The sequence below is a fragment of the Streptomyces sp. NPDC050485 genome (assembly GCF_044458185.1).
In the GTDB taxonomy this organism is placed as follows: Bacteria; Actinomycetota; Actinomycetes; order Streptomycetales; family Streptomycetaceae; genus Streptomyces.
The window spans coordinates 267,295-290,402 of sequence record NZ_JBITHR010000010.1 but is presented as its reverse complement, the minus strand read 5'-3'; the positions used below and the strand labels follow the sequence as shown (position 1 = coordinate 290,402).

Below are 23,108 nucleotides of genomic sequence, written 5' to 3'. Positions count from 1 at the left end.
CGGAAGCTAAGCCTTTCAGCGCCGATGGTACTGCAGGGGGGACCCTGTGGGAGAGTAGGACGCCGCCGAACAAATTTTGGGGAAAGCCCCGCACCTTTATGGTGCGGGGCTTTTCTGCGTTCCGGGGCGGTTTGGCCGTCCAAGGCCGTGCAGTAAAACACCTTGCGGCTGGTCAGCGTGCTGGCCAGCATGAGCGCATGGACTATCTGATTCGCCCGGTACGCGCCGATGAATGGCAGCGGATGAAGGAGCTGCGGCTGGTGGCGTTGGCCGATCCGGCCGCGCCCGTCGCGTTCCTCGAAACCACCGAGCAGGCGCTGGAGCGCCCGGACTCGTTCTGGCAGGAGCGGACGGCCCGGGTTTCGCACGGCACTTCGGCCCGGCAGTTCGTGGCCGAAGCACCTGACGGAGAGCTGGTCGGCACGGTGGTCGTGCTGGTGGAGCAGGTCGGGGCCAAGGACATCTTCGGTATCGAAATCGCTTCTCCGCAGGCGCACTTGGTGGGTGTGTTCGTACGGGCCGAGCACCGTGGGGTCGGCCTGACCGAGCGGCTCTTCGAGGCCGCCATGGAATGGGCATGGTCGCTGGAGGAGCCGGCCATCGAGCGGATCCGGCTCTATGTGCACGAGGACAATCCCCGGGCCCAGGGCTTCTACCGGAAGATCGGCTTCGTACCGACCGGCATGAGTGTGCCGCTGAACGGTGATGCGGGCGGCGTCGACTTCGAGATGGCGGTCGTGCGGCCTTAGCCGCCCTGCCCTGTGATGTCAGTCGTGCCGCCCGGGTCGTACGGGTCTCACGTCAGGGCTTCGGTCCAGCGGGCTCGGGCCTGTTCGGGGGAGCGGAGCAGGACCAGGGTCGGGAGGCCTCGGTCCTGGCCGGTCGACAGCAGCTCCGGCAGCAGGGGGAGCGGAGCCACGGCGGCGACGTCGTCCAGGACGAGTGTCATTGGTGGGTCGAGGCGACCGTCAGATGACCGTTCGGCCATGCGGCGGCCGCGCTCGACCACGTCTGAGGCGAGTGCCGTGAGCAGGGGCATCGCGGCGGGATCGGACCGGGGGTCCTCGATCGCTTCACCCACCAGATAGAGAGTGCCCCCCTCGTTCACAAATGATTCCAGCGCGAGTGAATCCGCTCGGTTGGGTGTGCAGGCGTCGCGGATGTGGATCGAGGAGAGGCAGGCCAGGGCTCGGGCCGTCAACTGCTGGGCGATTTCACGGCGTTCGGGATATGCGGTGAGTGCGGACTCCAGGAGGCCGGCGGCGCCGCTCTGCGCCTTGGGGTGGGTGCGGAGGATGCGTACGGCCTCTTGTACGGCCGTTCCCTGGGCCCAGCGGTGCAGCTGCTTCGTCGCCTTGCCGTCGCGACTCTCCAGCGCGGCGGCGTGCAGCCAGCTGCGTAGGAGCATTTCCGCGGTGTCGGCCATGGCGGTGTCCATGCGGGCGCGGGGGCGGACGGGGGCCAGCAGCGCGGCCGCTCTCGCGGCTGCGGTGTCGGGGTCTTCGCAGCCGGTGGTGGGGGACCAGTGGAGGCGGGCGGGGGTGTCGCAGCGGTGGGTCGGGTCGTAGAGGTGTACGGGGCCGAGCTTTGCTCGGGCGTCCTTTGTTTCTGCCCACAGGGTGGGGTCTGAGGTGACCACCAGGGCGGGGCCCGCTGCGTCCTGGATTGCCTGGAGGGCGGGGGTTCTGCGGGATTCTGGGGGGCCGAAGAGCAGGCGGGGGGTGGGGATTTGCTCCACCGGGGTGGGGGCCGGCGCGGGTTCCGTTGCCAGGGCTGGGGCGGGTTCCGGTTCCGGGGTGGCAGGTTGCTCGGGGTGTGGGGCGGGGACCGGGGTTCCGGCGTCCGGGGTTCGTTGTGCCCACCCTTCCCCAAGGTCTCGGCTCCGCTCGACCAGGGGAGACCCCAATCGCCCTGCGGAACGACTGCCCACAGCGGGGGGCATGGAACGATCGCCCGCAGCGTGCCGGGTGGGGGTCCTTGTGGCCCCCCGCGTTCTCGCTCGTACCGCTCTCCACCGAGTGAACGTCCCCAGGATGAAGATCGTCAGGACTACCAGGGCCAGCAGTTCGCCGATGAGGAGGCCCCAGAAGAGGCCGTAGCCCGAGAGGGAGCCTGGTGGGGTGTCGGGCCAGGCGGAGGGGAGGTCGTGAGGGGAGGCGATCAGGGCGCGCAGAGCCAGGGGGCTGTGGGTGAAGGAGACGCCTGGGGGCCAGGAGCCGTGGGCGAAGAGGCCGCCCAGGCCCGTGGCCGTCCACACCAGTACCGTCAGGCCCAGGAGGAAGGCCAGAAGGCCGACCAGGAGGGCGTCCGGGATGCCGCGCTGGTTGGCCCGGGGGGCGCCGGTTCCGCTCATTTCAGGCCACCGTGGACTCGGACGAGTCGGGCGCGTCGGCGAGTTGTTGCTCCATGCGTGCTGCTCGGCGTTCCGTTTCCGTGTCGAGCTGGGAGTGCAGTTCCGCGGCGAGGACGTCGTCCGTCGCCGCGGACTCCGTCATGGCCCGGTCGGTGAAGACGAGGGGGCGTTCTTGCTCCGTGATCAGGTGTTTGACCACTTGGACGTTGCCGTTGACGTCCCACACCGCGATGCCCGGGGTGAGCGTCGGGATGATTTCGACGGCCCAGCGCGGCAGGCCGAGTACCCGGCCGGTCGCCCTCGCCTCGTCGGCCTTCTGGGCGTAGATCGTCCTGGTCGAGGCCATCTTGAGGATGGCCGCCGCTTCCCGCGCCGCCGCGCCGTCCACCACGTCCGAGAGGTGGTGGACCACCGCCACGAAGGACAGGCCGAGCCGGCGGCCGAACTTCAGCAGCCGCTGGAAGAGCTGCGCCACGAACGGGCTGTTGATGATGTGCCAGGCCTCCTCGACGAGGAAGATGCGCTTCTTCCGGTCGGGGCGGATCCAGGTGTGCTCCAGCCATACGCCGACGATCGCCATCAGGATCGGCATCGCGATCGAATTTCGATCGATGTGGGAGAGGTCGAAGACGATGAGGGGTGCGTCCAGGTCGATGCCCACCGTGGTCGGGCCGTCGAACATTCCGCGCAGGTCGCCGTCGACCAGGCGGTCCAACACCAGGGCGACGTCCAGGCCCCACGCCCGTACGTCGTCTATGTCGACGTTCATCGCTTCCGCCGACTCGGCCTCGGGGTGGCGGAGTTGGTCCACGATGTCGGTCAGGACCGGCTGGCGGTCGGTGATCGTGGTGTTGACGTAGGCGTGCGCGACCTTGAGAGCGAAACCTGATCGTTCGTCCAGGCCGTGTCCCATCGCAACTTCGATGATCGTTCGAAGCAGGGCGAGCTGGCCCGTCGTCGTGATCGCCGGGTCGAGGGGGTTGAGCCTGATGCCGCCGTCCATCGCCGTCATCGGGTCGAGCCGGATGGGAGTTATCCCCAGCTCGCGCGCGATGAGGTTCCATTCGCCGACGCCGTCCTCGCCCTGCGCGTCCAGCACCACCACCTGCCGGTCGCGGAACCTCAACTGCCGTAGTACGTACGTCTTTTCCAGCGCCGACTTGCCGTTGCCGGACTCGCCGAGCACCAGCCAGTGCGGGGCCGGGAGCTGCTGTCCGTACAGCTGGAAGGGGTCGTAGATGTAGCCCTTGCCGCTGTACACCTCGCGCCCGATGATCACGCCGGAGTCGCCGAGGCCGGGGGCGGCGGTCGGCAGGTAGACGGCCTGGGCCTGGCCCGTGGAGGTGCGGACGGGCAGCCGGGTGGTCTCCACCTTGCCGAACAGCAGGGCGGTGAAGGCGTCGGTGACGAGAGACAGCGGATCTCGCATGGCGGTACTGCCTCTCAACTAGCGGCGGATGCCGGTCGCGAACGGCAAGGTGTTGACGAAGGCCCGGTGGTGCTCGCGGTCGCACCACTCCAGCTTCAGATACGACTTGCCGGCGGAGGCCCGGATCGTCCGCTTGTCGCGGGCCAGCGCCTCCGGTGAACGCGAGGACACCGTGATGTAGCCGACCAGGTTGACGCCCGCGGCGCCGCTCGCGAGGTCCTCGCCGCGCTGGTCGAGGCGGCCGTGGGCGGCGATGTCGCGCGGGTCGACGGTGCGGTTCATCTTGGCCGCACGGGACGCCTCGGCCTCGTCGTTGGTCTTTTCCGTGAGCATTCGCTCAATCGCGACTTCGGTCGGTTCGAGGTCCATGCAGACGGCGACCGTACGGATCACATCCGGGGTGTGGACGAGGAGCGGGGCGAGGAAGTTGACGCCGACCGGGGTCATCGGCCACTCCTTCACCCACGCCGTGGAGTGGCACCAGGGCGCCCGGGTCGAGGACTCCCGGGTCTTGGCCTGGAGGTAGGTGGGCTCCACGGCGTCGAGCTCGGCGGGCCAGGCATTGCGCTTGGTCATCGCCTGGATGTGGTCGATGGGGTGGTCCGGGTCGTACATGGAGTGCACCAGCGAGGCGAGCCGGCTCTGGCCCAGCGGCTGGCGTACCCGGATGTCTGCCTCCGCCAACCGGGCGCAGATGTCGGTCAGTTCGCGGGCCATCACGACCGCGAGGCCCGCGTCGCGGTCGAGCTTGCGGCCCGCCTGCGGGTGGGCCGCGCGGGCCATCGCGTGGGCCTCGGCGGCGAGTTCACGGCTGTACTGCATGCAGGCCACGAGGTAGGCGCGGTGCTGCTCGCTGGAGGTGGACACCATGGACTGGAGCTGGTCGTACGACTCCATCAGCCAGCCGGGTGCCTTGGTGTCACCGCGCTGGGCGACGTCCTTGGCGTGCGCGTCGGGGTCGGCGGGGAGCGTGCGGGCCAGCATCTGAAGCCTCGTCACGAAGCCGTCGCCGTTGGCGACATGCTTGAGCAGCGTGCCGAAGCGGTCGACCAGGGCTTCCTGGTCCTCGGAGTCGCGCAGGCCGACGCCCGGCCCCTCGATCTCGATCGCCGCGGTCACCGTGCGCCGGTCCGCGTGCAGCAGGACCGCGATCTCGTCCGGGCCGAAGGGGGCGGCGAGCCAGTTGATGTGGCCGATGCCGGGCGGCGGCCCGATCTCGACCTCGCGGCCGTCGAAGCGTACGCCCGCCTCTGCCGCGCTGGAGCGGTAGGCGGTGCCGCGCCGCAGCGAGCGCTTGTAACTGCGGTTGATTTCAAACCACTTGTAGAACGTGCGGCGCCGGTAGGGGAGGTAGACCGCGGCGAGGGCCAGGAAAGGGAAGCCCATCAGGAGCACGATCCGCAGGGACAGCACGGGGACGAGCAGTCCGCACATCATGCCGAGGAACGCGCCGCCGATGATCAGTACGATCTCGCCGGTCTCGCGGTTCTTGCCGACGACGGCCGACGGCCGGGCGCGGCCGATCAGATACGTACGGCGGGGCGCGACCGGTTGGGACTGGGTCGTCAACGCCCTCCACCTCCAGTGTTCTTGTTACCTGCGGTGCCGCCGGTGTCGCGGCGGTGAGTGTGCGGGGTGCCGGCCGTGGGGCCGGAGCCGCTGCGCGGCGGAGGTGCGGCGGAGGGGACAGTTCCGCCGCCGACCCCGCCGCCGGAACCCCGGCTGCTGTGGGCGGCCATGCCACCGGACACGGAGTTCGCGGGGCGGGCCTGGGCGGCCCCGCCCCCCTGGTTGCCCCGGCCGCTGTGGGTCTTGATGCCCTGCGAGACGAGAGCGGCGGGTGAGGAGATGAGGGCGGCGGCCTGCGAGCCGTCGGTGGCCTGTTTCCGGTTGGTACGGGCCGAGGCGATCTCGTCGCCGAAGCCGGGCACGAAGCGGTAGATCATCGCCGAGGCGAAGATGGCGAGCAGGATGATGGCCAGGCCCGAGACGACGGCCGAGAACGAGTCCGGCCCCTTGCCCGAGGACAGGGCTCCGGCCAGGCCCAGGACGACGACGATGACCGGTTTCACCATGATCACGGCGATCATGATGCCCGCCCAGCGGCGGACGTGGCCCCACATGTTCTTGTCGACGAGCCCCGCGTACACGACGGTGCCGAGCAGGGCGCCGACGTACAACAGGGCGGCGCGGACGACGAGTTCGAGGAAGAGGATGCCCGCGGCGAGGATCGAGACCAGGGCGACGACGATCAGCATGATCGGGCCGCCGCCGATGTCCGTGCCCTTCTTGAGCGCGTTCGAGAACGAGCCGAAGAAGACGTCCGACTGGTTGCCGGTCGCGTTCGCGATGGCTTCGGTGACGGCGTCGGTCGCGGAGACGACGGTGTACAGGATCAGCGGGGTGAAGGCGGACGCGAGCACGGTCAGCCAGAGGAACCCGACGGCCTCGGAGATCGCGGTCGACAGCGGCACCCCGCGGATGGCGCGCTTGGCCACGGCGAGCAGCCACAGGACGAGGGTGAGGAAGGTGGCGGCGGCGAAGACGACGGCGTACTGGGTGCGGAAGCTGGGGTTGGTGAAGTCGACGGTGGCCGTCGCCTTCACCGCCCCGGACAACTTCCCGACGATCCAGGCGGCGGCGTCACCGCATCCCTTTGCCAGGGAGGTGAGGGGGTCGGCGGGTTGGGTGGGGTCCACTCCCGGTGGGGTGGTGGCCTTGCCGTTACCGGATTGGCAGTATTGCTTGGCCGGGCCGATCAGGAGGTCGCAGGGGTTGTTGCTGGCACTCGGCGTGGGTGTCGGCGTCGGTGTGGGTGAAGGGGCCGCTACGGCGCGGGTCGCGAGCAGCACCGCTGTGGTCTGCAAGGCCACGAACAACCCCGCGAGCGTGCGGGCGCGGGGGCGAGGACTACCTGGCATAGGTGAAGCCTCCGTACTCCTCAACGGCCTTGCTGATGACGTCGGCGCTGGACGCCGCGACGTCCCCGGGGACAGGGGCGGGCCCGTCGGTCTGACTGTCGGTGGCGATCTTCCAGTCGTTGTTGGACCACTTCAGATCGAAGGTCCAGGTCTTCCACGTGGTGCGTACCGGATCGGTCGAGCCCGGACCGGACATTCCGATGAGGCCGGTGTACCAGACCGCGATCTTTGCGTTGTCCCCGCTGTAGCTCTGCACCTTGGTGCCTACCGGGATGGTGCGGGACACGAACGTATTGCCTTGGGGCGGATTGCCCTGGGCATCCAGACCGAGCTTCTTCAGGAAGTCGGCTGAATACGCACCATCCTGAGGGCCTTTCAGGCTGGCGGCAGCCTCGCTGGTGTAGATCAAGTCCACGATGCGGTGACGGCTGTCCTTCTGGAACACCCCGGTGGACCCGAGCACTACCGCGTAGTTCGAGGCGGCAGACTGCGCCCCCTGCTCATCGTGCGCGAAGCCCGACGCGATGCCGCCCTGTTTGCCCGGTACTGGCTTCGTGCCGGTGGCCGCGGTCGACTGGGTGTCGGGGTTCTTCGGGGCCTGGGTGTCCGAGGAGGAGCCCGAGTCGTTGCCCCGGTTGGCGAAGGCGATCGCGGCGATCAGCAGGACCACGACGCCGACCACCATCACCAGCGAGCGGGAGTTGCGCTGGGGGCGGCGGGCGCCGCCGTACACGTCGCCGGTGCCCTCGGGCAGGCGGGTGCGGGTCTGGCGGGTGCCGCCGAGCGTGCTGAAGCGGTCGCCGGCCGGGTCGCCGCCGCCGTGGCCCGGATCGTCGTCGAAACTCATGCCGCCTGCGCCCCCTCGACCGTATGCGGATCCGCGAAGTAGTAGTACGACGGTAGCCGTGCTGGCTCCCGCGCGGGCGCGGTGTGGTGACTCGACATCAGGGAGACGCAACCTCTGCCGGTGGGCACGACGGACGGGTGGTGTGAGGGGATGCGGAGGGGGAGCGGGGCGGGCTGACGGAGAGTCAGACCGCCATGCCGTACACGATGGTGAAGAGCGTGCCGAGTGAGCCGATGATGAACACTCCGGTCAGGCCGGCCACGATCAGGCCCTTGCCCTGTTCGGCGCTGAAGGTGTCGCGCAGCGCCGTCGCTCCGATCCGCTGTTTGGCCGCGCCCCAGACCGCGATGCCGAGACAGAGGAGGATGGCGACCGCCATCACCACCTCCACCATGATGCGGGCCTCGTTGCCGAGCGTCCCGAACGGCCCCCAGTTGGGGGCGATTCCGCCGATGATGGTGGTGATGTCGCCTTTTCCGGCTGCCAGGTACATGTAACTCACCGCCCCTGTCGGGTAGTTCGAACCCCTTGCCGGACGGCATGGGTCAGGCTCTATCTTCGCTGATGAAACCGTCGGCGTAGGACGCCTTGGCGCCTCTCTTTACCCGCCCCCGCACGGCTGAACCGGCACCACCGCCCTGACCTGCGGTGAACCGGTTGAATGCGAAAACGCGTATGGTCACTCTGTGTATCACGCAGAGTGACTCCGGGCAATGACTGTCGTTGTTACACCCTTGGGGCGCTTGTCGTGTCGTCGCCCGGTGACGCGGGTACGGGGCGGACAGCGGGCGGAGTGCGACGGGCCGGTTCATAGAAACTTCTCAGAAAAGGTTCATGGTCGTTCTCAGCCGGGCCCGAGAGAGTCACAGTGTTCGCAGTCCGTCGCAGGCCCGCCGACCACCAGGAGTCGCCCCGATGAAGCGCACTGGCATCTCCGGGATGAAGTTCTCCGCCAAGCGCGGAAGATTCGGCGCGCTGTCGGCGGTGGCGGTCCTCATGGTCATACCGATGTACGGGGACCGCGACGCGAGCGAGCGGGACCTGACCACCACGGCGCCGGCCACGACCGCCAACGCCCGGGTGGGCGCGCTGTTCAAGGGGGATCTCGACGGCGGGCACTACTGCACCGCGTCGGTGGTGCACAGTTCGGGCCACGACCTCATCGTCACCGCCGCGCACTGTCTGCCCCCGGACGAATCGGAGGGCGGCAAGGCCGTGTTCGTACCCGCGTACCGGGACGGGACGGCGCCGTACGGGACGTGGCCGGTGGCGTCGGTGTACGCGGACGACAGTTGGAACGAGGACGGCGACCAGGACAGCGACGTCGCCTTCGCGGTGCTCGGGCCCGGCTCGGACGGCGGCAAGAAGGTCGAGGACGCGGTGGGCGGCGCCCCGTTGCTCGCGGGCCGTGCGACCGGGCAGCCGGTCACCGTCACCGGTTACCCGGGCGACAGCGAGGCCCCGCAGGTCTGTACGAACACGGCGAACGCCGACGGCGACAAGCAGCAGCGCGTCGACTGCCCGAACTTCCCCGGCGGCACCAGCGGCAGCCCGTGGGTCGTCGCGGGCGGGGCGGTCGCGGGGGTGATCGGCGGGTACCAGTTCGGCGGCGACGACCCCGACGTCTCGTACAGCATCGTCTTCGGCCAGCACACCAAGTCGCTGTACCAGCTGGCGGAGTCGGCGGGCGACCCGAAGCCGGTGGCGCCCCCGGCGCCCACCCCGACCCCCATGGCTGAACCCTCCAACAGCGCGGTGGAAGTGACGTCGAGTCGGGCCGTCGCCTGCGCGTGCCTCCTGCCGTGATCACGACTCGGACCCCGGATGTGACTGAGCACGGTCACATGGCAGGGTTGAGCGGTGGATGCTCTCAGGCCTCAGCAGGATCCGGAACGGATCGGTACGTATGCGGTGCTCGCCCGACTCGGGGCGGGCGGGATGGGGATGGTCTACCTCGGGCGGTCGCCGGGGGGCCGCCTGGTCGCCATCAAGGTGATCAAGGATGAGATCACCGACCACCCGGAGGCCCTGGCCCGCTTCCGGCGCGAGGCGGAGACGGTGCGGGCGGTGCGCGGCGCGTACACCGCGAACCTGATCGACGCGTCGCTGGACGCGGCGCCGTACTGGCTGGCGACGGAGTACGTCGCCGGGCCTACGCTCGCTCATGCGGTGCGCGAGCGGGGCGCGTTCCCCGCCGACACCTGCCGCCGGCTGTTCGCCGCGCTGGCGGAGGGCCTGGCGAGCGTCCACGCGTACGGGGTCACCCACCGCGACCTCAAGCCCCAGAACGTGATCCTGTCGCCCCAGGGCCCGCAGCTGATCGACTTCGGCATCGCGAAGGGTGCGACGGACACGGCCCTGACGCAGACGGGCCTGGCGCCCGGCACGCCCGGGTTCACGGCACCTGAGGTCCTGATGCGCAATCAGGTGGGGGCTGCGGCCGATGTGTTCGCCCTGGGCGCCACGATCGCGTTCGCGGCAACGGGGCGGGCGCCGTTCGGGTCGGGGCCGATGGACGCGGTGTCGTACCGGGCGGTGCACGAGGACATCGACGTCGCGGGAGTCGAGGCGGGGCTTGCGGGGCTGATCCGGGCGTGCGTCGCCAAGGATCCGGCAGCCCGGCCCGGCGCGGCCGACGTGATCGCGGCGTGCGGGGTGGACTCGACGCTGGTGGAAGACCCGTTCTACCGGCCCCTGGTGACCCAGGGGGAGGCGGCGCCGGCGTACCCGACGACGCAGCCGACTCCCGTGTCGGTGCACGATCTGCCCACCGCGGCGCCGGGCGCGGCGCCCGCCGCCACCTATGTGCCGACCACGCTGTCCGCCCCGCAGGTGCGGCGCTCCAAGCCGTGGCTCGCGGCGGCCGGGGTCGCTCTGGTGCTCGGCCTGGTCGGGGCCGGGGTCGTGTGGTGGCTGCCGGACCACAGTGGGGGCGGCGGTGAGGCGCGGGCCGGGAGCGCGCCCTCGGCCTCGACGGCCGCGTCCGGTTCGCCGGGGCCCATGCCGAGCGCGGATGTCACCGGCGGGGCCTCGAAGCCGGTGGGCACGCCCGGGTACATCGAGCAGACCAACCCCTCGCGCGACTACTGGAGCTCGCAGTCGAAGAGCTGCGGGCTGCCCGCCGAAGAGCGGATCAACCCGAACTTCCCGTTGGCCGAAGTGACCGAACTCGGCAGTTCCGAGCACAGGGAAGTGTTCAACGGCAAGCTCAAGGTCGGCTTCATGGTGAAGTCGTACGCGACGGGCCTCACGGCGCCCTACCTCGTCTCCATCGTCGTCAAGTCGCCGCACGCGATCGATCCGGACACCGGCGCCCCGAGCGCGGGCATGTTCCAGCAGAACCTCGCGCTCGGCTACGCCAGCAAGCCCGTCGACCTCTTCACCAAGGGCCTTGGCCAGTGGGTCGAGTTCACCTATCCGGACGACTTCACCGAGACGATCATGGGGAAGCCGCATCCCGCGATCGACGTGGGCAAGGACCCCGGGGACTGGACGATGCTCATCGAGCACGTGCAGGGACCGAAGCAGTACGCGTCGATCGTGTGCACCGGTTTCAAGGTGGGCTGATCCGCGCCACTCCGGCGAATCGGCGGTGAATCCCGCCCGGATGGGGGAGGGTTGAGGGGTGCGCAAGGTCTGGTTGGTCGGCGGGATCGGGCTCGGGCTGTGCCTGAGCTTCGTCGCGCTGCTCGTCGTCGGCACGTACTCGGCTGCGGCCGGGATCGCGTCGGGCCTGGGCGGAGGCTCGGCCGTGGGGCTCGCCAAGGGGGCGGTACCAGCGGCCTACCAGGCGATCGTCCAGAAGTGGGGCAACCTCTGCCCGTCCCTCAACCCGGCGCTGCTCGCCGCCCAGCTCTACCAGGAGAGCGGCTGGGACCCCAAGGCCGTCAGCGCCGCCGACGCGCGCGGCATCGCGCAGTTCATCCCGAGCACGTGGGAGACCCACGGCATCGACGGCAACGGTGACGGCAAGAAGGACATCTGGGATCCCGCCGATGCCATTCCGTCAGCCGCCTCGTACGACTGCGAATTGGCCAAATACGTCAAGGACGTACCCGGGGACACGACCGACAACATGCTCGCCGCCTACAACGCGGGCGCGTATCGCGTCATCAAGGCGGGCGGCGTCCCGAGCATCAGCGAGACCCAGGGCTACGTGAAGACCATCCGCTCCCTCGAAAAGAGCTTCGCCCGGCCGGTCGGCCGGGTGCAGCCTTCCCAGCAGGCGGCCGGGGCCATCTACTTCGCTCAGCAGAAGCTCGGGACGCCCTACTTGTGGGGTGGGGAGGGCACGCCCGACCAAGGGGGGCGGTTCGACTGCTCCGGGTTGACGCAGGCCGCGTACCAGACCGTCGGGATCACGCTGCCGCGCGTCGCCAACGACCAGTACAACGCGGGCCCGCACCCCGCGCGGAACGAACTCCTCCCCGGCGACCTGGTGTTCTTCTCGACCGACCTCGGCAATTCGCGGGCCATCCACCACGTCGGCCTGTACGTCGGCGGCGGGTACATGATCAACGCCCCCTATACCGGCGCCGTCATCCGCTTCGACAAGATCGACGCACCCGACTACTTCGGCGCGACCCGGGTCACCAAGGACGGCGCGGCGGCGCTGCCCACGTTCAAACCGGCGGCTTGAACAAGGTCTGCCGATGGCTGGAACTCTCCGTGAAGCCAAGGCCCTGAGCTGCGGCGATTCGTCACTCTTCGATAACGTCACAGTGATCATTCAGTGGAGAGTGGAACGCGGCGGCCACCGAGGGCGTTTCCTGGACAGTGACTGATGCACGTACTGACCACGGGGGTTGGTAGCAAGACAAGGCAAGGGGCCGCAGCATGGCTGGACTCGCATTCGACGGAGCGAATCCCGATGTCAGCCTGCTCTACGACATCAACGGGCTTGCCAAGCACGCCCCGTCGTGGTTCGACCGCGTCATGGCGTTCATCGGTGAGTACGGGATCCTGCTCGCCCTCGTGCTCACCGTGCTGTGGTGCTGGTGGAGCGTGCGGCGCGGGGAGGACCGGCGGTCGGCGGTCGCGTCCGTCGCCGGGATCGTGTGGGGGCCGCTGGCCGCCGCCATCGCCGTCCTCGTCAACATCCCCATCCGCGGCTTCGTGCATCGGCCGCGGCCGTTCGTCGACCACCAGGGCCTGGACGTGCTGATCGCCGGCAAGTCCGACTTCTCGTTCGTCAGCGACCACTCCACCATCGCCATGGCCATCGGGGCCGGACTCTTCGTCGCCAACCGGAAGTTCGGCCTGATCGCGCTCGGCCTCGCCCTGCTCGAAGGCTTCTGCCGGGTCTATATGGGCGTGCACTACCCGACCGATGTCGTGGGCGGTTTCGCGCTCGGCACCGCCGTCGCGCTGCTGCTCGCCCCGCTCGCCCAACTGCTGCTCACCCCGGTCGTCGCGGCCGTCGCCCGCTCACCGCGGCTCGGCCTGCTCGTGCACTCGCGCAAAGCGCTGACGGTCGTTACGGCCGCGCCCGGCGCGGTCGAGCGGCCGGAGTCCGAGGAGCGCGACCTCGCGGCGTGACCGGCCCGGTCACAGCGCCTGCGGGAAGTCGAAGAGCCTGGCCGGGTCGTACTGCTGCTTGAGCCGGGCCAGGCGCGGTGCGGCCGCGCCGTAGTAGGCCGTACGCCAGTCGGTCAGGGACGGGTCGGCGTAGTTCTGGTACGCCGCTCCCGAGGCGTAGGGGCGCAGCGCGTCGCTGGTGCGGGCGAGCCACGACTGCTGGGTGGCGCCAGAGGTGCCCGGCCGCCACGAGGCGATGTACTGGGCGAGCACCCGCGAGGTGCGGTGGACGAACGCCGTGGCGTCCGGGGCGACCCGGTTGATCGCGCCGCCAAGCGCGGTGAGCACGACGGTGCCTTCGCCGCCGTTGTCCGAGGCCGCGATGCGGGTGAACTCCTCGGTACAGGTGAGGAGTTGGCGTATGCCTTCGGCGGGGAGCGGCTCGGTGCAGAAGTCGGAGCGGGCGGCGTACGTCTCGCGCTGGAGCACGCCCTGCGGGGTGCGGCCCGGGGTGGCGCCCGGCAGATGGCACTGGGACCGGCTGAACGCCGAGCAGCCCGCGTACCGCAGCATCGCGTCCTGGAAGCCGGTGCGGTGCAGGGACACCGAGGCGGCGGGGGCGCCCGCGCGGTCGGCGAGGCGGTCGAGCGCGTTGCGCAGATCGCCGTACGGGCCGATCGAGAACGCGGCGACGTTCACCGTCGGGGTGCCCCCGCCGGCCGCCCCAGCCAGATGCGCGGCGGACCATATGTCGTCGCTCTGGTCCGGCCCCCACTCCTGCCACGCCTCGATCACCCCCTCGGCCTGCCGCCAGGGCCAGGTCAGATACGCGGTGACGCCCTGGGGGGCTTCGTGCGTACGGAAGCCGAAGCCGGTGACCACCCCGAAGTTGCCGTTCCCCGCGCCGCGCAGGGCCCAGAAGAGATCCGGGTGCCGCCGCTCGCTCGCCGTCAGTTTCCGGCCATCGGCGGTGATGAGGGTGACGGAGGTCAGGCTGTCGCAGGTCAGCCCGTACGCGCGGGCCGTGACGCCGTGGCCGCCGCCGAGGGCCAGGCCCGCGATGCCGACGGTGGGACAGGAACCGCCGGGTATGGTCCGGCCGCTCTTCGCCAGCTCGGTGTAGACGTCGACGAGGCGGGCGCCCGCGCCGATGGTGCCGTCGGCGTCCACGCGGTTCAGCCGGGATACGTCGATGACGAGCCGGCCGGTGCCGGAGGACCACCCGGCGTAGTCGTGGCCGCCGCTGCGGACGGCGACGGGGGTGCGGGTGGCGCGGGCGTAGGCGAGGCATTCCTGTACGTCTGCCTCGTGGGCGACGTAGGCGATGGCGCCGGGTCGCTGGCTGTCGAAGCGGGTGTTGTAGAGCTGGCGGGCGGTCGCGTAGTCGGCGTCGCCGGGGCGGATGAGTTTGCCGTCCAGGGAGCGGGCGAGGGCGGGCCAGGTGGGGGGTGGGGAGGCGGTCCCAGGGGGTGGGGGTGGTTTGTCCTTCGAGGTGCCGCTGCATGCGGTGGCTGCGGTGAGGGTGGCCGGGGCTGCTGCGGCTGCGGTGAGGAGGGTGCGGCGGCGCATGGGGGCTCCCGGAGGGGTGGGGGGTGCGCTGCGCTGGCTTCTTCCCCACCCCGCCCCTTCCCGAACCGGGGGCTCTGCCCCCGGACCCCCGCTCCTCAATCGCCGGAGGGGCTTGATTTTGCCGGGGTCAGGGGCTGGATCTTGCCGGGGTCAGTGGCTGGGGGAGGCCGGGGTGGTGTGGACCTGGGCGTCGGTCCGAGCCTTGTCGCGGCTTCTTCGGGCTGGGCCTGCCCAGCCGCAGGAGCAACGGGCTATGGCGAAGCTGCCGCGCTCCGTGATGGTGGTCTGGTGGGGCACCTCACCACCGTACTGCGGGCGTGACGGGGGCAGTACCGCGGTCGTTAGGCGGTACGGCAAATCCAGCTGGGCGTTGGGGGTTTGGCGGCGATGGTGATGCGACGGCACGGAGCCGGGCGAGCGGATGCGGTGCTGGCCGCCGCTCTGGTGTGCGGGGTGATCGCGACGGCAGCCGGCTGCGGCGGAGCCAGTGCGGGGGTCACGAGCGGGGCCGCGGGCGACCCGGCCGCGGCGGTGCGGACGGCGGCCGACCGGCTGGTGGCGGCGGGGAGCTCGCGGGCCACCACCTCCATGGAGATGGCCACCGGGGGCACCCGGGTGACGATCCGCGGCGAGGGAACGTACGACTTCAAGCGCAGGACGGGGCAGTTGACGCTGGTGCTGCCCAACTCGCCTGCCGAGGCGGCCGGTCAGCGGCCGATCACCGAGCTCCTCGCGCCGGGCGCGCTCTACATGAAGAACCGCGGCGCCGGGGTGCCCGCCGACAAATGGGTACGAATCAACACCGCCACGCTCGCCGACGGGAACCTGGTCACCGGCGGCGCCACCGACCCGTACGCCGCCGCCGAACTCCTACGCGGCGCCCAGGGCGTGGCGTACGTCGGCGAGGAGGATCTGGCCGGGGGCAAGGTGCGGCACTACCGGGGGAGCGCGACGCTTCCCGCGAGGGTGGCGAAAGGGTTCTCCAGGGGGGCGGTTCCGTTCGACGCGTACGTCGATGCGGAGGGGCGGCTGCGCAAGGTGCGGCAGCAGTTCAGCTACATGAACGACGGCCGGCCCGTCGCGGTCGCCTCGACCACGCTGCTGTACGGGTTCGGGGCGGCGGTGAGTGTACGGCTGCCGGACGGGCGGGACATCTTCGACGGGAAGATCCAGTCGTAACTCGGCCAGATATGGCCCCCTCAGGTGGGGCGGTGGTGGCGGAAATGGTCCGTCCGTGCCATGCGCGGTCCGTGTTCCTCTCCCTACGCTAGGAAGCCGACGACGAGAGCGGCATACGAGAGCGGCAGACGAGCAGCAGAACAGGCGACGGCGAGAAGAGGTCGAGGAAGAGGTGATGTGCGTGGCTTCGCTTCGCGGTGCGACCGTCCAGGACCACGTGGCCCTCGTCGAGATCGAGCTGTGCGGTGAATTGATGATCGCGGCATCGGCCGCGGAGGGGGACCGGCTGAGCCCGGACCTGATCGACGAAGTACTGAACGTGGTGCAGCCCGCCCGGCCCCCGGAAGGCCCGGCCGGCCGCGGGTAGTTCCGCGAGCCTGCGGGACGGGCGGCGGGGTCGAGGTCGGCTGACCGGGCCGCTCGCGCGTAGCCCCCGGAGGTTGCGGGGGCCTTTCGGGGTGCCGGGCGCGGGCCCGGGTTGCTCGTGCACCCTGCCGCGCCACACACCTACGTACCGCTCACGTCCGCATCATGCGCGCGATGGCCTTCGTCGCTTCCTCCACCTTCGCGTCGATCTCGTCGCCGCCCTTCACCGCGGCGTCCGCCACGCAGTGGCGCAGGTGCTCCTCCAGGAGCTGGAGGGCGAAGGACTGCAGGGCCTTGGTGGACGCGGAGACCTGGGTGAGTATGTCGATGCAGTAGACGTCCTCGTCCACCATCCGTTGCAGGCCGCGGATCTGGCCCTCGATGCGGCGCAGCCGCTTGAGGTGCTCGTCCTTCTGCTTGTGGTAGCCGTGCACGCCGTGCTCGTGACCGGTCACGGGGTTCTCGACCGGGGGGCCGGCCGCCTCGGTGGTCGTCATCGCGTCCTCCCGTTGTCTGCCGGGTCTGGTTTCTGCCAAGCCCGGCAAGGGGCTTGATACCCCTCGTGGGTATATGGTACCGAATTTGCGGATTCCCCGGCGGGGGCCCGTGCTGATCACTGTGCCTGATGGGCGACACTGAAGAACGCCGGTTAGCCGTGGCCGGATGATGCGCCTAGCATCAGCCTGACCGAATCCCAAGCACTCCGAGGACCCCACGTGCGCTTTCGTCTGACCCCCAGGGAGACGAGCTTCTACGACATGTTCTCCGCATCCGCGGACAACATCGTCACGGGCTCGAAGCTCCTCATGGAACTGCTCGGAGCGGACTCCGCGTCCCGGGCCGAGATCGCGGAGCGCATGCGGGCGGCGGAGCACGCGGGGGACGACGCCACCCACGCGATCTTCCACCAGCTGAACTCCTCGTTCATCACGCCCTTCGACCGCGAGGACATCTACAACCTCGCCTCCTGCCTCGACGACATCATGGACTTCATGGAGGAGGCCGTCGACCTCGTCGTCCTCTACAACGTGGAGGAGCTGCCGAAGGGCGTCGAGCAGCAGATCGAGGTGCTCAACCGGGCGGCCGTGCTGACCGCGGAGGCCATGCCCAACCTGCGCACGATGTCCAACCTGACCGAGTACTGGATCGAGGTCAACCGCCTGGAGAACCAGGCCGACCAGATCCACCGCAAGCTGCTCGCCCACCTCTTCAACGGCAAGTACGACGCCATCGAGGTGCTGAAGCTCAAGCAGATCGTGGACGTACTCGAAGAGGCTGCGGACGCGTTCGAGCACGTGGCGAACACGGTGGAGACCATCGCCGTCAAGGAGTCCTGACCTCCGTGGACACCTTTGCACTGATCGTCACCATCGCGGTCGCGCTCGGATTCACGTACACCAACGGCTTCCACGACTCCGCGAACGCGATCGCCACCTCGGTCTCGACGCGGGCCCTGACGCCGCGGGCCGCGCTCGCGATGGCCGCCGTCATGAACCTCGCCGGTGCCTTCCTCGGCAGCGGGGTCGCCAAGACCGTGAGCGAGGGGCTCATCTCCACGCCCGCGGGCAACAAGGGGATGGGGATCCTGTTCGCCGCGCTGGTCGGCGCGATCATCTGGAACCTTGTCACCTGGTACTTCGGGCTGCCGTCCTCGTCGTCGCACGCCCTGTTCGGCGGCATGGTCGGAGCGGCGCTCGCGGGCGGCACCACGGTCTACTGGTCCGGGGTGCTCGACAAGGTCGTCATCCCGATGTTCGTCTCGCCGGTGGTCGGTCTGCTCGTCGGCTACCTCGTGATGTGCGCGATCCTGTGGATGTTCCGCAAGGCCAACCCGCACAAGGCCAAGCGCGGATTCCGTATCGCGCAGACCGTCTCGGCGGCCGGCATGGCGCTCGGCCACGGCCTCCAGGACGCGCAGAAGACCATGGGTGTGGTGGTGATGGCGCTGACCATCGCCGATGTGCAGTCCGCCGGGGACGAGATCCCGATCTGGGTCAAGATCACCTGTGCGGCGATGCTGTCGCTGGGTACGTACGCGGGCGGCTGGCGCATCATGCGGACGCTCGGGCGGAAGATCATCGAGCTGGATCCGCCGCAGGGGTTCGCGGCCGAGGCCACCGGTGCCTCGATCATGTTCGGCTCGGCGTTCCTGTACCAGGCGCCGATCTCCACGACGCATGTGATCACCTCGGCGATCATGGGTGTGGGGGCGACGAAGCGGGTCAACGCGGTGCGGTGGGGTGTCGCGAAGAACATCATCCTGGGCTGGTTCATCACGATGCCGGCGGCGGCGCTGGTCGCTGCGGCCAGCTATCTCGTGGTGCGGCTGGCCTTCGGCTGACCCGCCCAAGATCAAGCCCCTCATGGGGGTCCCCCCTGGCCCTTTGGGCCTTGGGGGAGATTGAGGAGCGGGGTCTGGGGCGGAGCCCCAGGAAACGTAAATGGGCCCGCCCCCTGGGTTGCAGGGGGCGGGCCCTTCGTCTTGCGGTGGCACCGCCATGCAGCACCGCAGACGTCTGGGGCGGGCCTAGCCGAAGCGGCCCGAGATGTAGTCCTCCGTGGCCTGCACGGACGGGTTGGAGAAGATCCGCTCGGTCTCGTCGATCTCGATCAGCTTGCCGGGCTGCCCGACCGCCGCGAGGTTGAAGAAGGCCGTACGGTCCGAGACGCGCGCCGCCTGCTGCATGTTGTGCGTCACGATGACGATCGTGAAGCGCTCCTTCAGCTCACCGATCAGGTCCTCGATGGCGAGGGTCGAGATCGGGTCGAGCGCGGAGCACGGCTCGTCCATGAGCAGCACGTCCGGCTCCACCGCGATCGCCCGCGCGATGCACAGGCGCTGCTGCTGGCCGCCGGAGAGGCCCGAACCGGGCTTGTTGAGGCGGTCCTTGACCTCGTTCCAGAGGTTCGCGCCCTTGAGGGACTTCTCCACCACGTCGGCCAGTTCGGACTTCTTGAACTTGCCGTTCAGGCGCAGGCCCGCCGCCACGTTGTCGAAGATCGACATGGTGGGGAACGGGTTGGGGCGCTGGAAGACCATGCCGACCGTGCGGCGGACCGCCACCGGGTCGACGGCGGAGCCGTACAGGTTCTCGTCGTCCAGGAGCACCTTGCCCTCGACGCGGCCGCCGGGGGTGACCTCGTGCATGCGGTTCAGGGTGCGCAGGAACGTGGACTTGCCGCAGCCGGACGGGCCGATGAAGGCGGTCACGGAGCGCGGCTCGACGGTCATCGAGATGTCGTCTATCGCCTTGTGGGCGCCGTAGTAGGCGGACAGTCCGCTTACGTCGATTCGCTTGGCCATAACAATCACTGCTTCTTTCGAGCGGGCGAGGAGGGTCGCTGGTATGGCCGCGTCAGCGACCGTGCTTGGGGGCCTTCCAGCGGGCGATGCCGCGGGCCACCAGGTTGAGGATCATGACGAAGGCGATCAGGACCAGGGCGGCCGCCCACGCGCGGTCGTACGACGCGTCGCTGCCGACCCGGTACTGCTCCCAGATGTAGAAGGGGAGCGAGGACTGGGCGCCCGAGAAGGGGTTGGTGTTGATCAGCTGGCTGCCGAAGACGAGCAGCATGATCGGGGCGGTCTCACCGGCGATGCGGGCGATCGCGAGCATGACGCCCGTGGTGATGCCGCCGAGCGCGGTCGGGATGACCACCTTCAGGATCGTGCGCCACTTCGGTATGCCGAGGGCGAGCGAGGCCTCGCGCAGCTCGTTCGGTACGAGCTTGAGCATCTCCTCGGTGGAGCGGACCACGACCGGCATCATCAGGATCGACAGCGCGAGCGAGCCCATGAAGCCGGAGGGCTCCAGCTGGAACATCAGCATCAGCGTGAGGATGAAGAGACCGGCGACGATCGACGGGATGCCCGTCATCACGTCCACGAAGAAGGTGACGGCCTTGGCGAGCGCGCCCTTGCCGTACTCGACCAGGTAGACCGCGGTCAGCAGGCCGAGCGGCGCGGAGATCAGGGTGGCCAGGCCGACCTGCTCCAGGGTGCCGATCAGCGCGTGGTAGACACCGCCGCCCGCCTCGAAGCCGGGGACGCCGGCCATCGAGTGGGACAGGAAGTACCCGTTGAGGACCTTGCTGCCGCGGCTGATCGTCGTCCACAGCAGGGAGAACAGCGGGATCACCGCGAGGATGAAGCAGACCCAGACCAGGGAGGTCGCCACCCGGTCCTTGGCCTGCCGCTTGTTCTCGACGGCCGAGGTGACCGCGTACGAGATGAGGATGAACAGGAGCGCGGCTATCAGGCCCCACTGGACCTTGCTCTGCAGGTCGAAGGCGAGGCCGATGCCGACGGCGAGGGCGAGGGCCGCGACCGCGAATCCGGCGCCGGCCCAGCGGGGCAGCGCGCGGTGGCTGAGGCTGCCCTTGCGGGGGGCCGGGGTGGCCGGCCGGGTTTCCTGTACGGCTGCGTGGCTCATGCGGGGCTCCCTTCGGAGGCTCGGCCGACGGGGCGGAGGTTTGGGTGGGGGAGGCCCCGGCGGGCTGCGGCCGGGGGTCCGGGGGTTGTCCCCCGGGAGAACGCAGCGCTCATGCGGGGCTCCCTTCGGGGCGGAGGTCTCGGTGGGTTCCGGGGGGTGTCACCCGGGACAGCGGGGCGCTCACGCGTTGGCCCCCGAGTACTCCTTGCGGCGCGCGATGATCATGCGGGCGGCGCCGTTCACCAGCAGGGTGAGGATGAAGAGGACGAGGCCGGAGGCGATCAGGGCGTCGCGCCCGAGCTGGTTGGCCTCGTCGAACTTCGCCGCGATGTTCTGCGCGAAGGTGCCGCCGCCCGCGTTGAGCAGGTGCAGCGAGATGAGGTAGCTCGGGGACAGGACGGTGGCGACGGCCATCGTCTCGCCGAGCGCGCGGCCGAGGCCCAGCATCGAGGCGGAGATCACGCCCGAGCGGCCGAAGGGCAGCACCGACAGGCGGATGACTTCCCAGCGGGTCGCGCCGAGGGCGAGTGCCGCCTCCTCGTTCATGCGCGGGACCTGGAGGAAGACCTCGCGGCTGACGCTGGTCACGATCGGCAGAATCATGATCGCTAGCAGGATGCCGACGGTGAAGATGGAGCGGGCGACGCCGACCTCGGTCTTCTGGAAGAGGTAGGTCCAGCCCATGTACTTGTCGAGCCAGTCGTTGAGCCCGCCGAGGTAGGGCACCAGGAACAGGGCGCCCCAGATGCCGTAGACGATCGACGGGACGGCGGCGAGCAGGTCGACGACGTACGCGAGGGGTGCGGCCAGCTTGCGCGGCGCGTAGTGCGAGATGAACAGGGCGATGCCGACCGCGATCGGCACGGCGATGGCCATCGCGATGACCGAGCTGACGACCGTACCGAAGAGCAGGACCGCGATGCCGAACACCGGCGGGCTGCCAGCCGGGTTCCAGTCGAAGGTGGTCAGGAAGTTGCCCTGGTCCGCCGAGATCGCGATGCCGGCCCGGACGCTGAGGAAGACGGCGATGGCCGCCATGACGACCAGCAGGAAAATGCCGGAGCCCCGGGAGAGCCCGAGGAAGATCTTGTCGCCCGCGCGGCCGGTGGACTGCTTGCGGCGGGCCGGCGCGGCGGGTGGTGGTGTGTCGGTTGCTATGGAAGAAGCCATGGTCTTTCCGGTCTGTGGGCGGGGACCTGGTGGGTCCCCTGGCGGCGGTGCACCGGATGGTGTGGCTGGGGGGCCGGATCGGGGCCCCCGCCCCACGCGAGCCGCCGGGTCTTCGGCCCGGCGGCTCAACTGTCGTTCTACGAGAGCGAGTTGACGGTCTCGATGACCTTGGAGTTGATCTCGGCCGGGATCGGCGCGTAGCTGGCGTCGGTGAGCAGCTTCTGCCCGTCGGCGCCGGCGGTGTAGGAGAGGAAGGACTTGACCGCGGCGAGGGTGGCGGGCTTGTTGCCCTTGTCGCAGGCGACCTCGTACGTCACGAGGACGATCGGGTACGCGTTGTCGGCCTTGGTCGTGTAGTCCAGCTTCAGCGCCAGGTCCTTGCCGGTGCCGGCGATCTTCGCGGCGGCGATGGCGGTCGAGGCGTTCGCCGAGGTGGCCTTGACCGGGGCGGAGGCGCCGGTGTTGATGTCGACGGTCTTGATCGACTGGGAGGAGGCGTAGGAGAGCTCGAAGTAGCCGATCGCGCCGTTGGTCTGCTTGACCTGGGCGGCGACACCGGCCGAGCCGGACGCGGCCTGACCGCCGGGGGCGGCCCACTTCTTGGCGGGCGCGTACGACCAGTCGGCCTTGGCCGTGGCGCTGAGGTACTTGGTGAGGTTCTCGGTGGTGCCGGAGTCCTCGGAGCGGTGGAAGGCCTGGATCGCCAGGTCCGGGAGCTTGGCGCTCGGGTTCAGCTTGGCGATCGCCTCGTCGTTCCACTTGGTGATCTTGCCGTTGAAGATCTTGGCGAGGGTCGGGGCGTCCAGGACCAGGCTGTCGACGCCCTCGACGTGGAAGCCGATCGCGATCGGGCCGCCGACCATCGGGAGGTTGATGCCCTGGCCGCCGCCGGTGCAGACCTTCTTGGAGTCCGCGACCTGCTGCGCGTTGAGCGGCGAGTCGGAGCCCGCGAAGCCGACCGTGCCCTGGGTGAAGGCGACGATGCCCTCGCCGGAGGAGGAGGACTTGTAGTTGATCTGCGCGTCCTTGCAGGCCGCCATGTAGTTCTTGACCCAGAGGTCCATGGCGTTCTTCTGCGCGGAGGAGCCGGAGGCCAGGAGCTGGCCCTTGGCGCCGTCGCACTTCACGTTGGAGGCCGCCCCGGAGGCCGTGCCGCCGGTGCCGCCCGTGGTCCCGCCGCCGCTGTTGTTGTCGCTGCCGCACGCCGTGAGGGCCAGGGCGCTGGACACGGCGATGACGCCGAGGGCGGTGGCGCGGAGCCGGTTCTTGCGCTGAAGCTTCACTTTCGGGTGTTCCTTCCGGGAGCCGCCGGTTTCCGTTCGTT

Annotated in this window: 21 protein-coding genes; 9 read left to right on the top strand and 12 right to left on the bottom strand. The window is 69.7% G+C overall.

Annotation, left to right across the window (positions count from 1 at the left end; all coding sequences use genetic code 11):
- The first annotated feature begins 197 nt into the window (after positions 1-197).
- Positions 198-749 carry a GNAT family N-acetyltransferase gene (locus ACIBK6_RS22335; protein ID WP_399053045.1) on the top strand — a complete coding sequence of 184 codons (552 nt, stop codon included), beginning with the start codon at positions 198-200 and terminating at the stop codon, positions 747-749.
- Between the two features lie 47 nt (positions 750-796).
- On the opposite strand, the gene ACIBK6_RS22330 is transcribed toward ACIBK6_RS22335, so the two are convergent.
- The 6 genes from ACIBK6_RS22330 to ACIBK6_RS22305 all read right to left on the bottom strand — a co-directional run bounded on the left by ACIBK6_RS22330 (position 797) and on the right by ACIBK6_RS22305 (position 8,043).
- Positions 797-2,353, bottom strand: a complete 1,557-nt coding sequence (locus ACIBK6_RS22330; RefSeq protein WP_399053044.1) for a type VI secretion protein — start codon at positions 2,351-2,353, stop codon at positions 797-799.
- Position 2,354: 1 nt separating this feature from the next.
- A complete protein-coding gene (locus ACIBK6_RS22325; RefSeq protein ID WP_399053043.1) occupies positions 2,355-3,782 on the bottom strand; it encodes an ATP-binding protein in 1,428 nt (475 codons plus the stop codon).
- Between the two features lie 18 nt (positions 3,783-3,800).
- Positions 3,801-5,351, bottom strand: coding sequence for an SCO6880 family protein (locus ACIBK6_RS22320; protein ID WP_399053042.1), 1,551 nt, complete (start codon positions 5,349-5,351; stop codon positions 3,801-3,803).
- On the bottom strand, positions 5,348-6,703 hold the full coding sequence (locus ACIBK6_RS22315) for a hypothetical protein (protein ID WP_399053041.1): 1,356 nt from the start codon (positions 6,701-6,703) through the stop codon (positions 5,348-5,350). The genes ACIBK6_RS22320 and ACIBK6_RS22315 overlap by 4 nt, the downstream gene beginning before the upstream one ends.
- A complete protein-coding gene (locus ACIBK6_RS22310; protein ID WP_399053040.1) occupies positions 6,693-7,550 on the bottom strand; it encodes a hypothetical protein in 858 nt (285 codons plus the stop codon). The genes ACIBK6_RS22315 and ACIBK6_RS22310 overlap by 11 nt, the downstream gene beginning before the upstream one ends.
- Positions 7,551-7,734: 184 nt before the next feature.
- Positions 7,735-8,043: a hypothetical protein gene (locus ACIBK6_RS22305; protein WP_053729027.1), complete on the bottom strand. Its 309-nt coding sequence runs from the start codon at positions 8,041-8,043 to the stop codon at positions 7,735-7,737.
- Between the two features lie 422 nt (positions 8,044-8,465).
- On the opposite strand from ACIBK6_RS22305, the gene ACIBK6_RS22300 reads away from it, so the two are divergent.
- The 4 genes from ACIBK6_RS22300 (at position 8,466) to ACIBK6_RS22285 (ending at position 13,088) form a co-directional block, all read left to right on the top strand.
- Positions 8,466-9,356 (top strand): trypsin-like serine peptidase, encoded by an 891-nt coding sequence (locus tag ACIBK6_RS22300; protein ID WP_399053039.1) that lies wholly within the window; start codon positions 8,466-8,468, stop codon positions 9,354-9,356.
- 54 nt (positions 9,357-9,410) lie between these two features.
- Positions 9,411-11,117, top strand: coding sequence for a serine/threonine-protein kinase (locus ACIBK6_RS22295; protein ID WP_399053038.1), 1,707 nt, complete (start codon positions 9,411-9,413; stop codon positions 11,115-11,117).
- Positions 11,118-11,175: 58 nt separating this feature from the next.
- Positions 11,176-12,189 (top strand): NlpC/P60 family protein, encoded by a 1,014-nt coding sequence (locus ACIBK6_RS22290; protein ID WP_399053037.1) that lies wholly within the window; start codon positions 11,176-11,178, stop codon positions 12,187-12,189.
- 197 nt (positions 12,190-12,386) lie between these two features.
- Positions 12,387-13,088, top strand: a complete 702-nt coding sequence (locus tag ACIBK6_RS22285) for a phosphatase PAP2 family protein (protein ID WP_399053036.1) — start codon at positions 12,387-12,389, stop codon at positions 13,086-13,088.
- Positions 13,089-13,097: 9 nt separating this feature from the next.
- Here the strand turns inward: ACIBK6_RS22285 and ACIBK6_RS22280 are convergent, their stop codons facing one another.
- Positions 13,098-14,636, bottom strand: coding sequence for an FAD-binding oxidoreductase (locus tag ACIBK6_RS22280; protein ID WP_399053035.1), 1,539 nt, complete (start codon positions 14,634-14,636; stop codon positions 13,098-13,100).
- A 387-nt stretch (positions 14,637-15,023) separates the two neighbouring features.
- On the opposite strand from ACIBK6_RS22280, the gene ACIBK6_RS22275 reads away from it, so the two are divergent.
- Positions 15,024-15,815, top strand: coding sequence for a hypothetical protein (locus ACIBK6_RS22275; protein WP_399053034.1), 792 nt, complete (start codon positions 15,024-15,026; stop codon positions 15,813-15,815).
- Positions 15,816-15,990: 175 nt separating this feature from the next.
- Positions 15,991-16,182, top strand: a complete 192-nt coding sequence (locus ACIBK6_RS22270) for a hypothetical protein (RefSeq protein WP_399053033.1) — start codon at positions 15,991-15,993, stop codon at positions 16,180-16,182.
- Positions 16,183-16,333: 151 nt separating this feature from the next.
- On the opposite strand, the gene ACIBK6_RS22265 is transcribed toward ACIBK6_RS22270, so the two are convergent.
- On the bottom strand, positions 16,334-16,678 hold the full coding sequence (locus ACIBK6_RS22265) for a metal-sensitive transcriptional regulator (RefSeq protein ID WP_399053032.1): 345 nt from the start codon (positions 16,676-16,678) through the stop codon (positions 16,334-16,336).
- Positions 16,679-16,897: 219 nt separating this feature from the next.
- On the opposite strand from ACIBK6_RS22265, the gene ACIBK6_RS22260 reads away from it, so the two are divergent.
- The gene (locus tag ACIBK6_RS22260) at positions 16,898-17,518 is read left to right on the top strand and encodes a DUF47 domain-containing protein (RefSeq protein WP_053729022.1); all 621 of its coding nucleotides are present in this window, start codon (positions 16,898-16,900) and stop codon (positions 17,516-17,518) included.
- Positions 17,519-17,523: 5 nt separating this feature from the next.
- Positions 17,524-18,522: an anion permease gene (locus ACIBK6_RS22255; protein WP_399053031.1), complete on the top strand. Its 999-nt coding sequence runs from the start codon at positions 17,524-17,526 to the stop codon at positions 18,520-18,522.
- Between the two features lie 186 nt (positions 18,523-18,708).
- Here ACIBK6_RS22255 and pstB read toward each other — a convergent pair whose 3' ends face one another.
- The 4 genes from pstB to pstS form a co-directional block, all read right to left on the bottom strand.
- The gene (gene pstB, locus ACIBK6_RS22250) at positions 18,709-19,485 is read right to left on the bottom strand and encodes a phosphate ABC transporter ATP-binding protein PstB (protein WP_399053030.1); all 777 of its coding nucleotides are present in this window, start codon (positions 19,483-19,485) and stop codon (positions 18,709-18,711) included.
- A gap of 52 nt (positions 19,486-19,537) precedes the next feature.
- A complete protein-coding gene (gene pstA / locus ACIBK6_RS22245; RefSeq protein WP_399053029.1) occupies positions 19,538-20,614 on the bottom strand; it encodes a phosphate ABC transporter permease PstA in 1,077 nt (358 codons plus the stop codon).
- 180 nt (positions 20,615-20,794) lie between these two features.
- Positions 20,795-21,784, bottom strand: coding sequence for a phosphate ABC transporter permease subunit PstC (gene pstC / locus ACIBK6_RS22240; protein ID WP_399053028.1), 990 nt, complete (start codon positions 21,782-21,784; stop codon positions 20,795-20,797).
- A 137-nt stretch (positions 21,785-21,921) separates the two neighbouring features.
- Positions 21,922-23,067, bottom strand: coding sequence for a phosphate ABC transporter substrate-binding protein PstS (gene pstS / locus ACIBK6_RS22235; RefSeq protein ID WP_399053027.1), 1,146 nt, complete (start codon positions 23,065-23,067; stop codon positions 21,922-21,924).
- Between the last annotated feature and the right edge of the window lie 41 nt (positions 23,068-23,108).

What these genes read in the sequence shown, in the direction of transcription:
- ACIBK6_RS22265 (WP_399053032.1), bottom strand. Translation starts at nt 16,678, where the DNA reads ATGACGACCACCGAGGCGGCCGGCCCCCCGGTCGAGAACCCCGTGACC.
- ACIBK6_RS22270 (WP_399053033.1), top strand. Translation starts at nt 15,991, where the DNA reads ATGTGCGTGGCTTCGCTTCGCGGTGCGACCGTCCAGGACCACGTGGCC.
- ACIBK6_RS22330 (WP_399053044.1), bottom strand. Translation starts at nt 2,353, where the DNA reads ATGAGCGGAACCGGCGCCCCCCGGGCCAACCAGCGCGGCATCCCGGAC.
- pstB (WP_399053030.1), bottom strand. Translation starts at nt 19,485, where the DNA reads ATGGCCAAGCGAATCGACGTAAGCGGACTGTCCGCCTACTACGGCGCC.
- ACIBK6_RS22310 (WP_399053040.1), bottom strand. Translation starts at nt 7,550, where the DNA reads ATGAGTTTCGACGACGATCCGGGCCACGGCGGCGGCGACCCGGCCGGC.
- ACIBK6_RS22335 (WP_399053045.1), top strand. Translation starts at nt 198, where the DNA reads ATGGACTATCTGATTCGCCCGGTACGCGCCGATGAATGGCAGCGGATG.
- ACIBK6_RS22300 (WP_399053039.1), top strand. Translation starts at nt 8,466, where the DNA reads ATGAAGCGCACTGGCATCTCCGGGATGAAGTTCTCCGCCAAGCGCGGA.
- ACIBK6_RS22315 (WP_399053041.1), bottom strand. Translation starts at nt 6,703, where the DNA reads ATGCCAGGTAGTCCTCGCCCCCGCGCCCGCACGCTCGCGGGGTTGTTC.
- ACIBK6_RS22280 (WP_399053035.1), bottom strand. Translation starts at nt 14,636, where the DNA reads ATGCGCCGCCGCACCCTCCTCACCGCAGCCGCAGCAGCCCCGGCCACC.
- pstA (WP_399053029.1), bottom strand. Translation starts at nt 20,614, where the DNA reads ATGAGCCACGCAGCCGTACAGGAAACCCGGCCGGCCACCCCGGCCCCC.
- pstC (WP_399053028.1), bottom strand. Translation starts at nt 21,784, where the DNA reads ATGGCTTCTTCCATAGCAACCGACACACCACCACCCGCCGCGCCGGCC.
- ACIBK6_RS22305 (WP_053729027.1), bottom strand. Translation starts at nt 8,043, where the DNA reads ATGTACCTGGCAGCCGGAAAAGGCGACATCACCACCATCATCGGCGGA.
- ACIBK6_RS22285 (WP_399053036.1), top strand. Translation starts at nt 12,387, where the DNA reads ATGGCTGGACTCGCATTCGACGGAGCGAATCCCGATGTCAGCCTGCTC.
- ACIBK6_RS22325 (WP_399053043.1), bottom strand. Translation starts at nt 3,782, where the DNA reads ATGCGAGATCCGCTGTCTCTCGTCACCGACGCCTTCACCGCCCTGCTG.
- ACIBK6_RS22275 (WP_399053034.1), top strand. Translation starts at nt 15,024, where the DNA reads ATGGTGATGCGACGGCACGGAGCCGGGCGAGCGGATGCGGTGCTGGCC.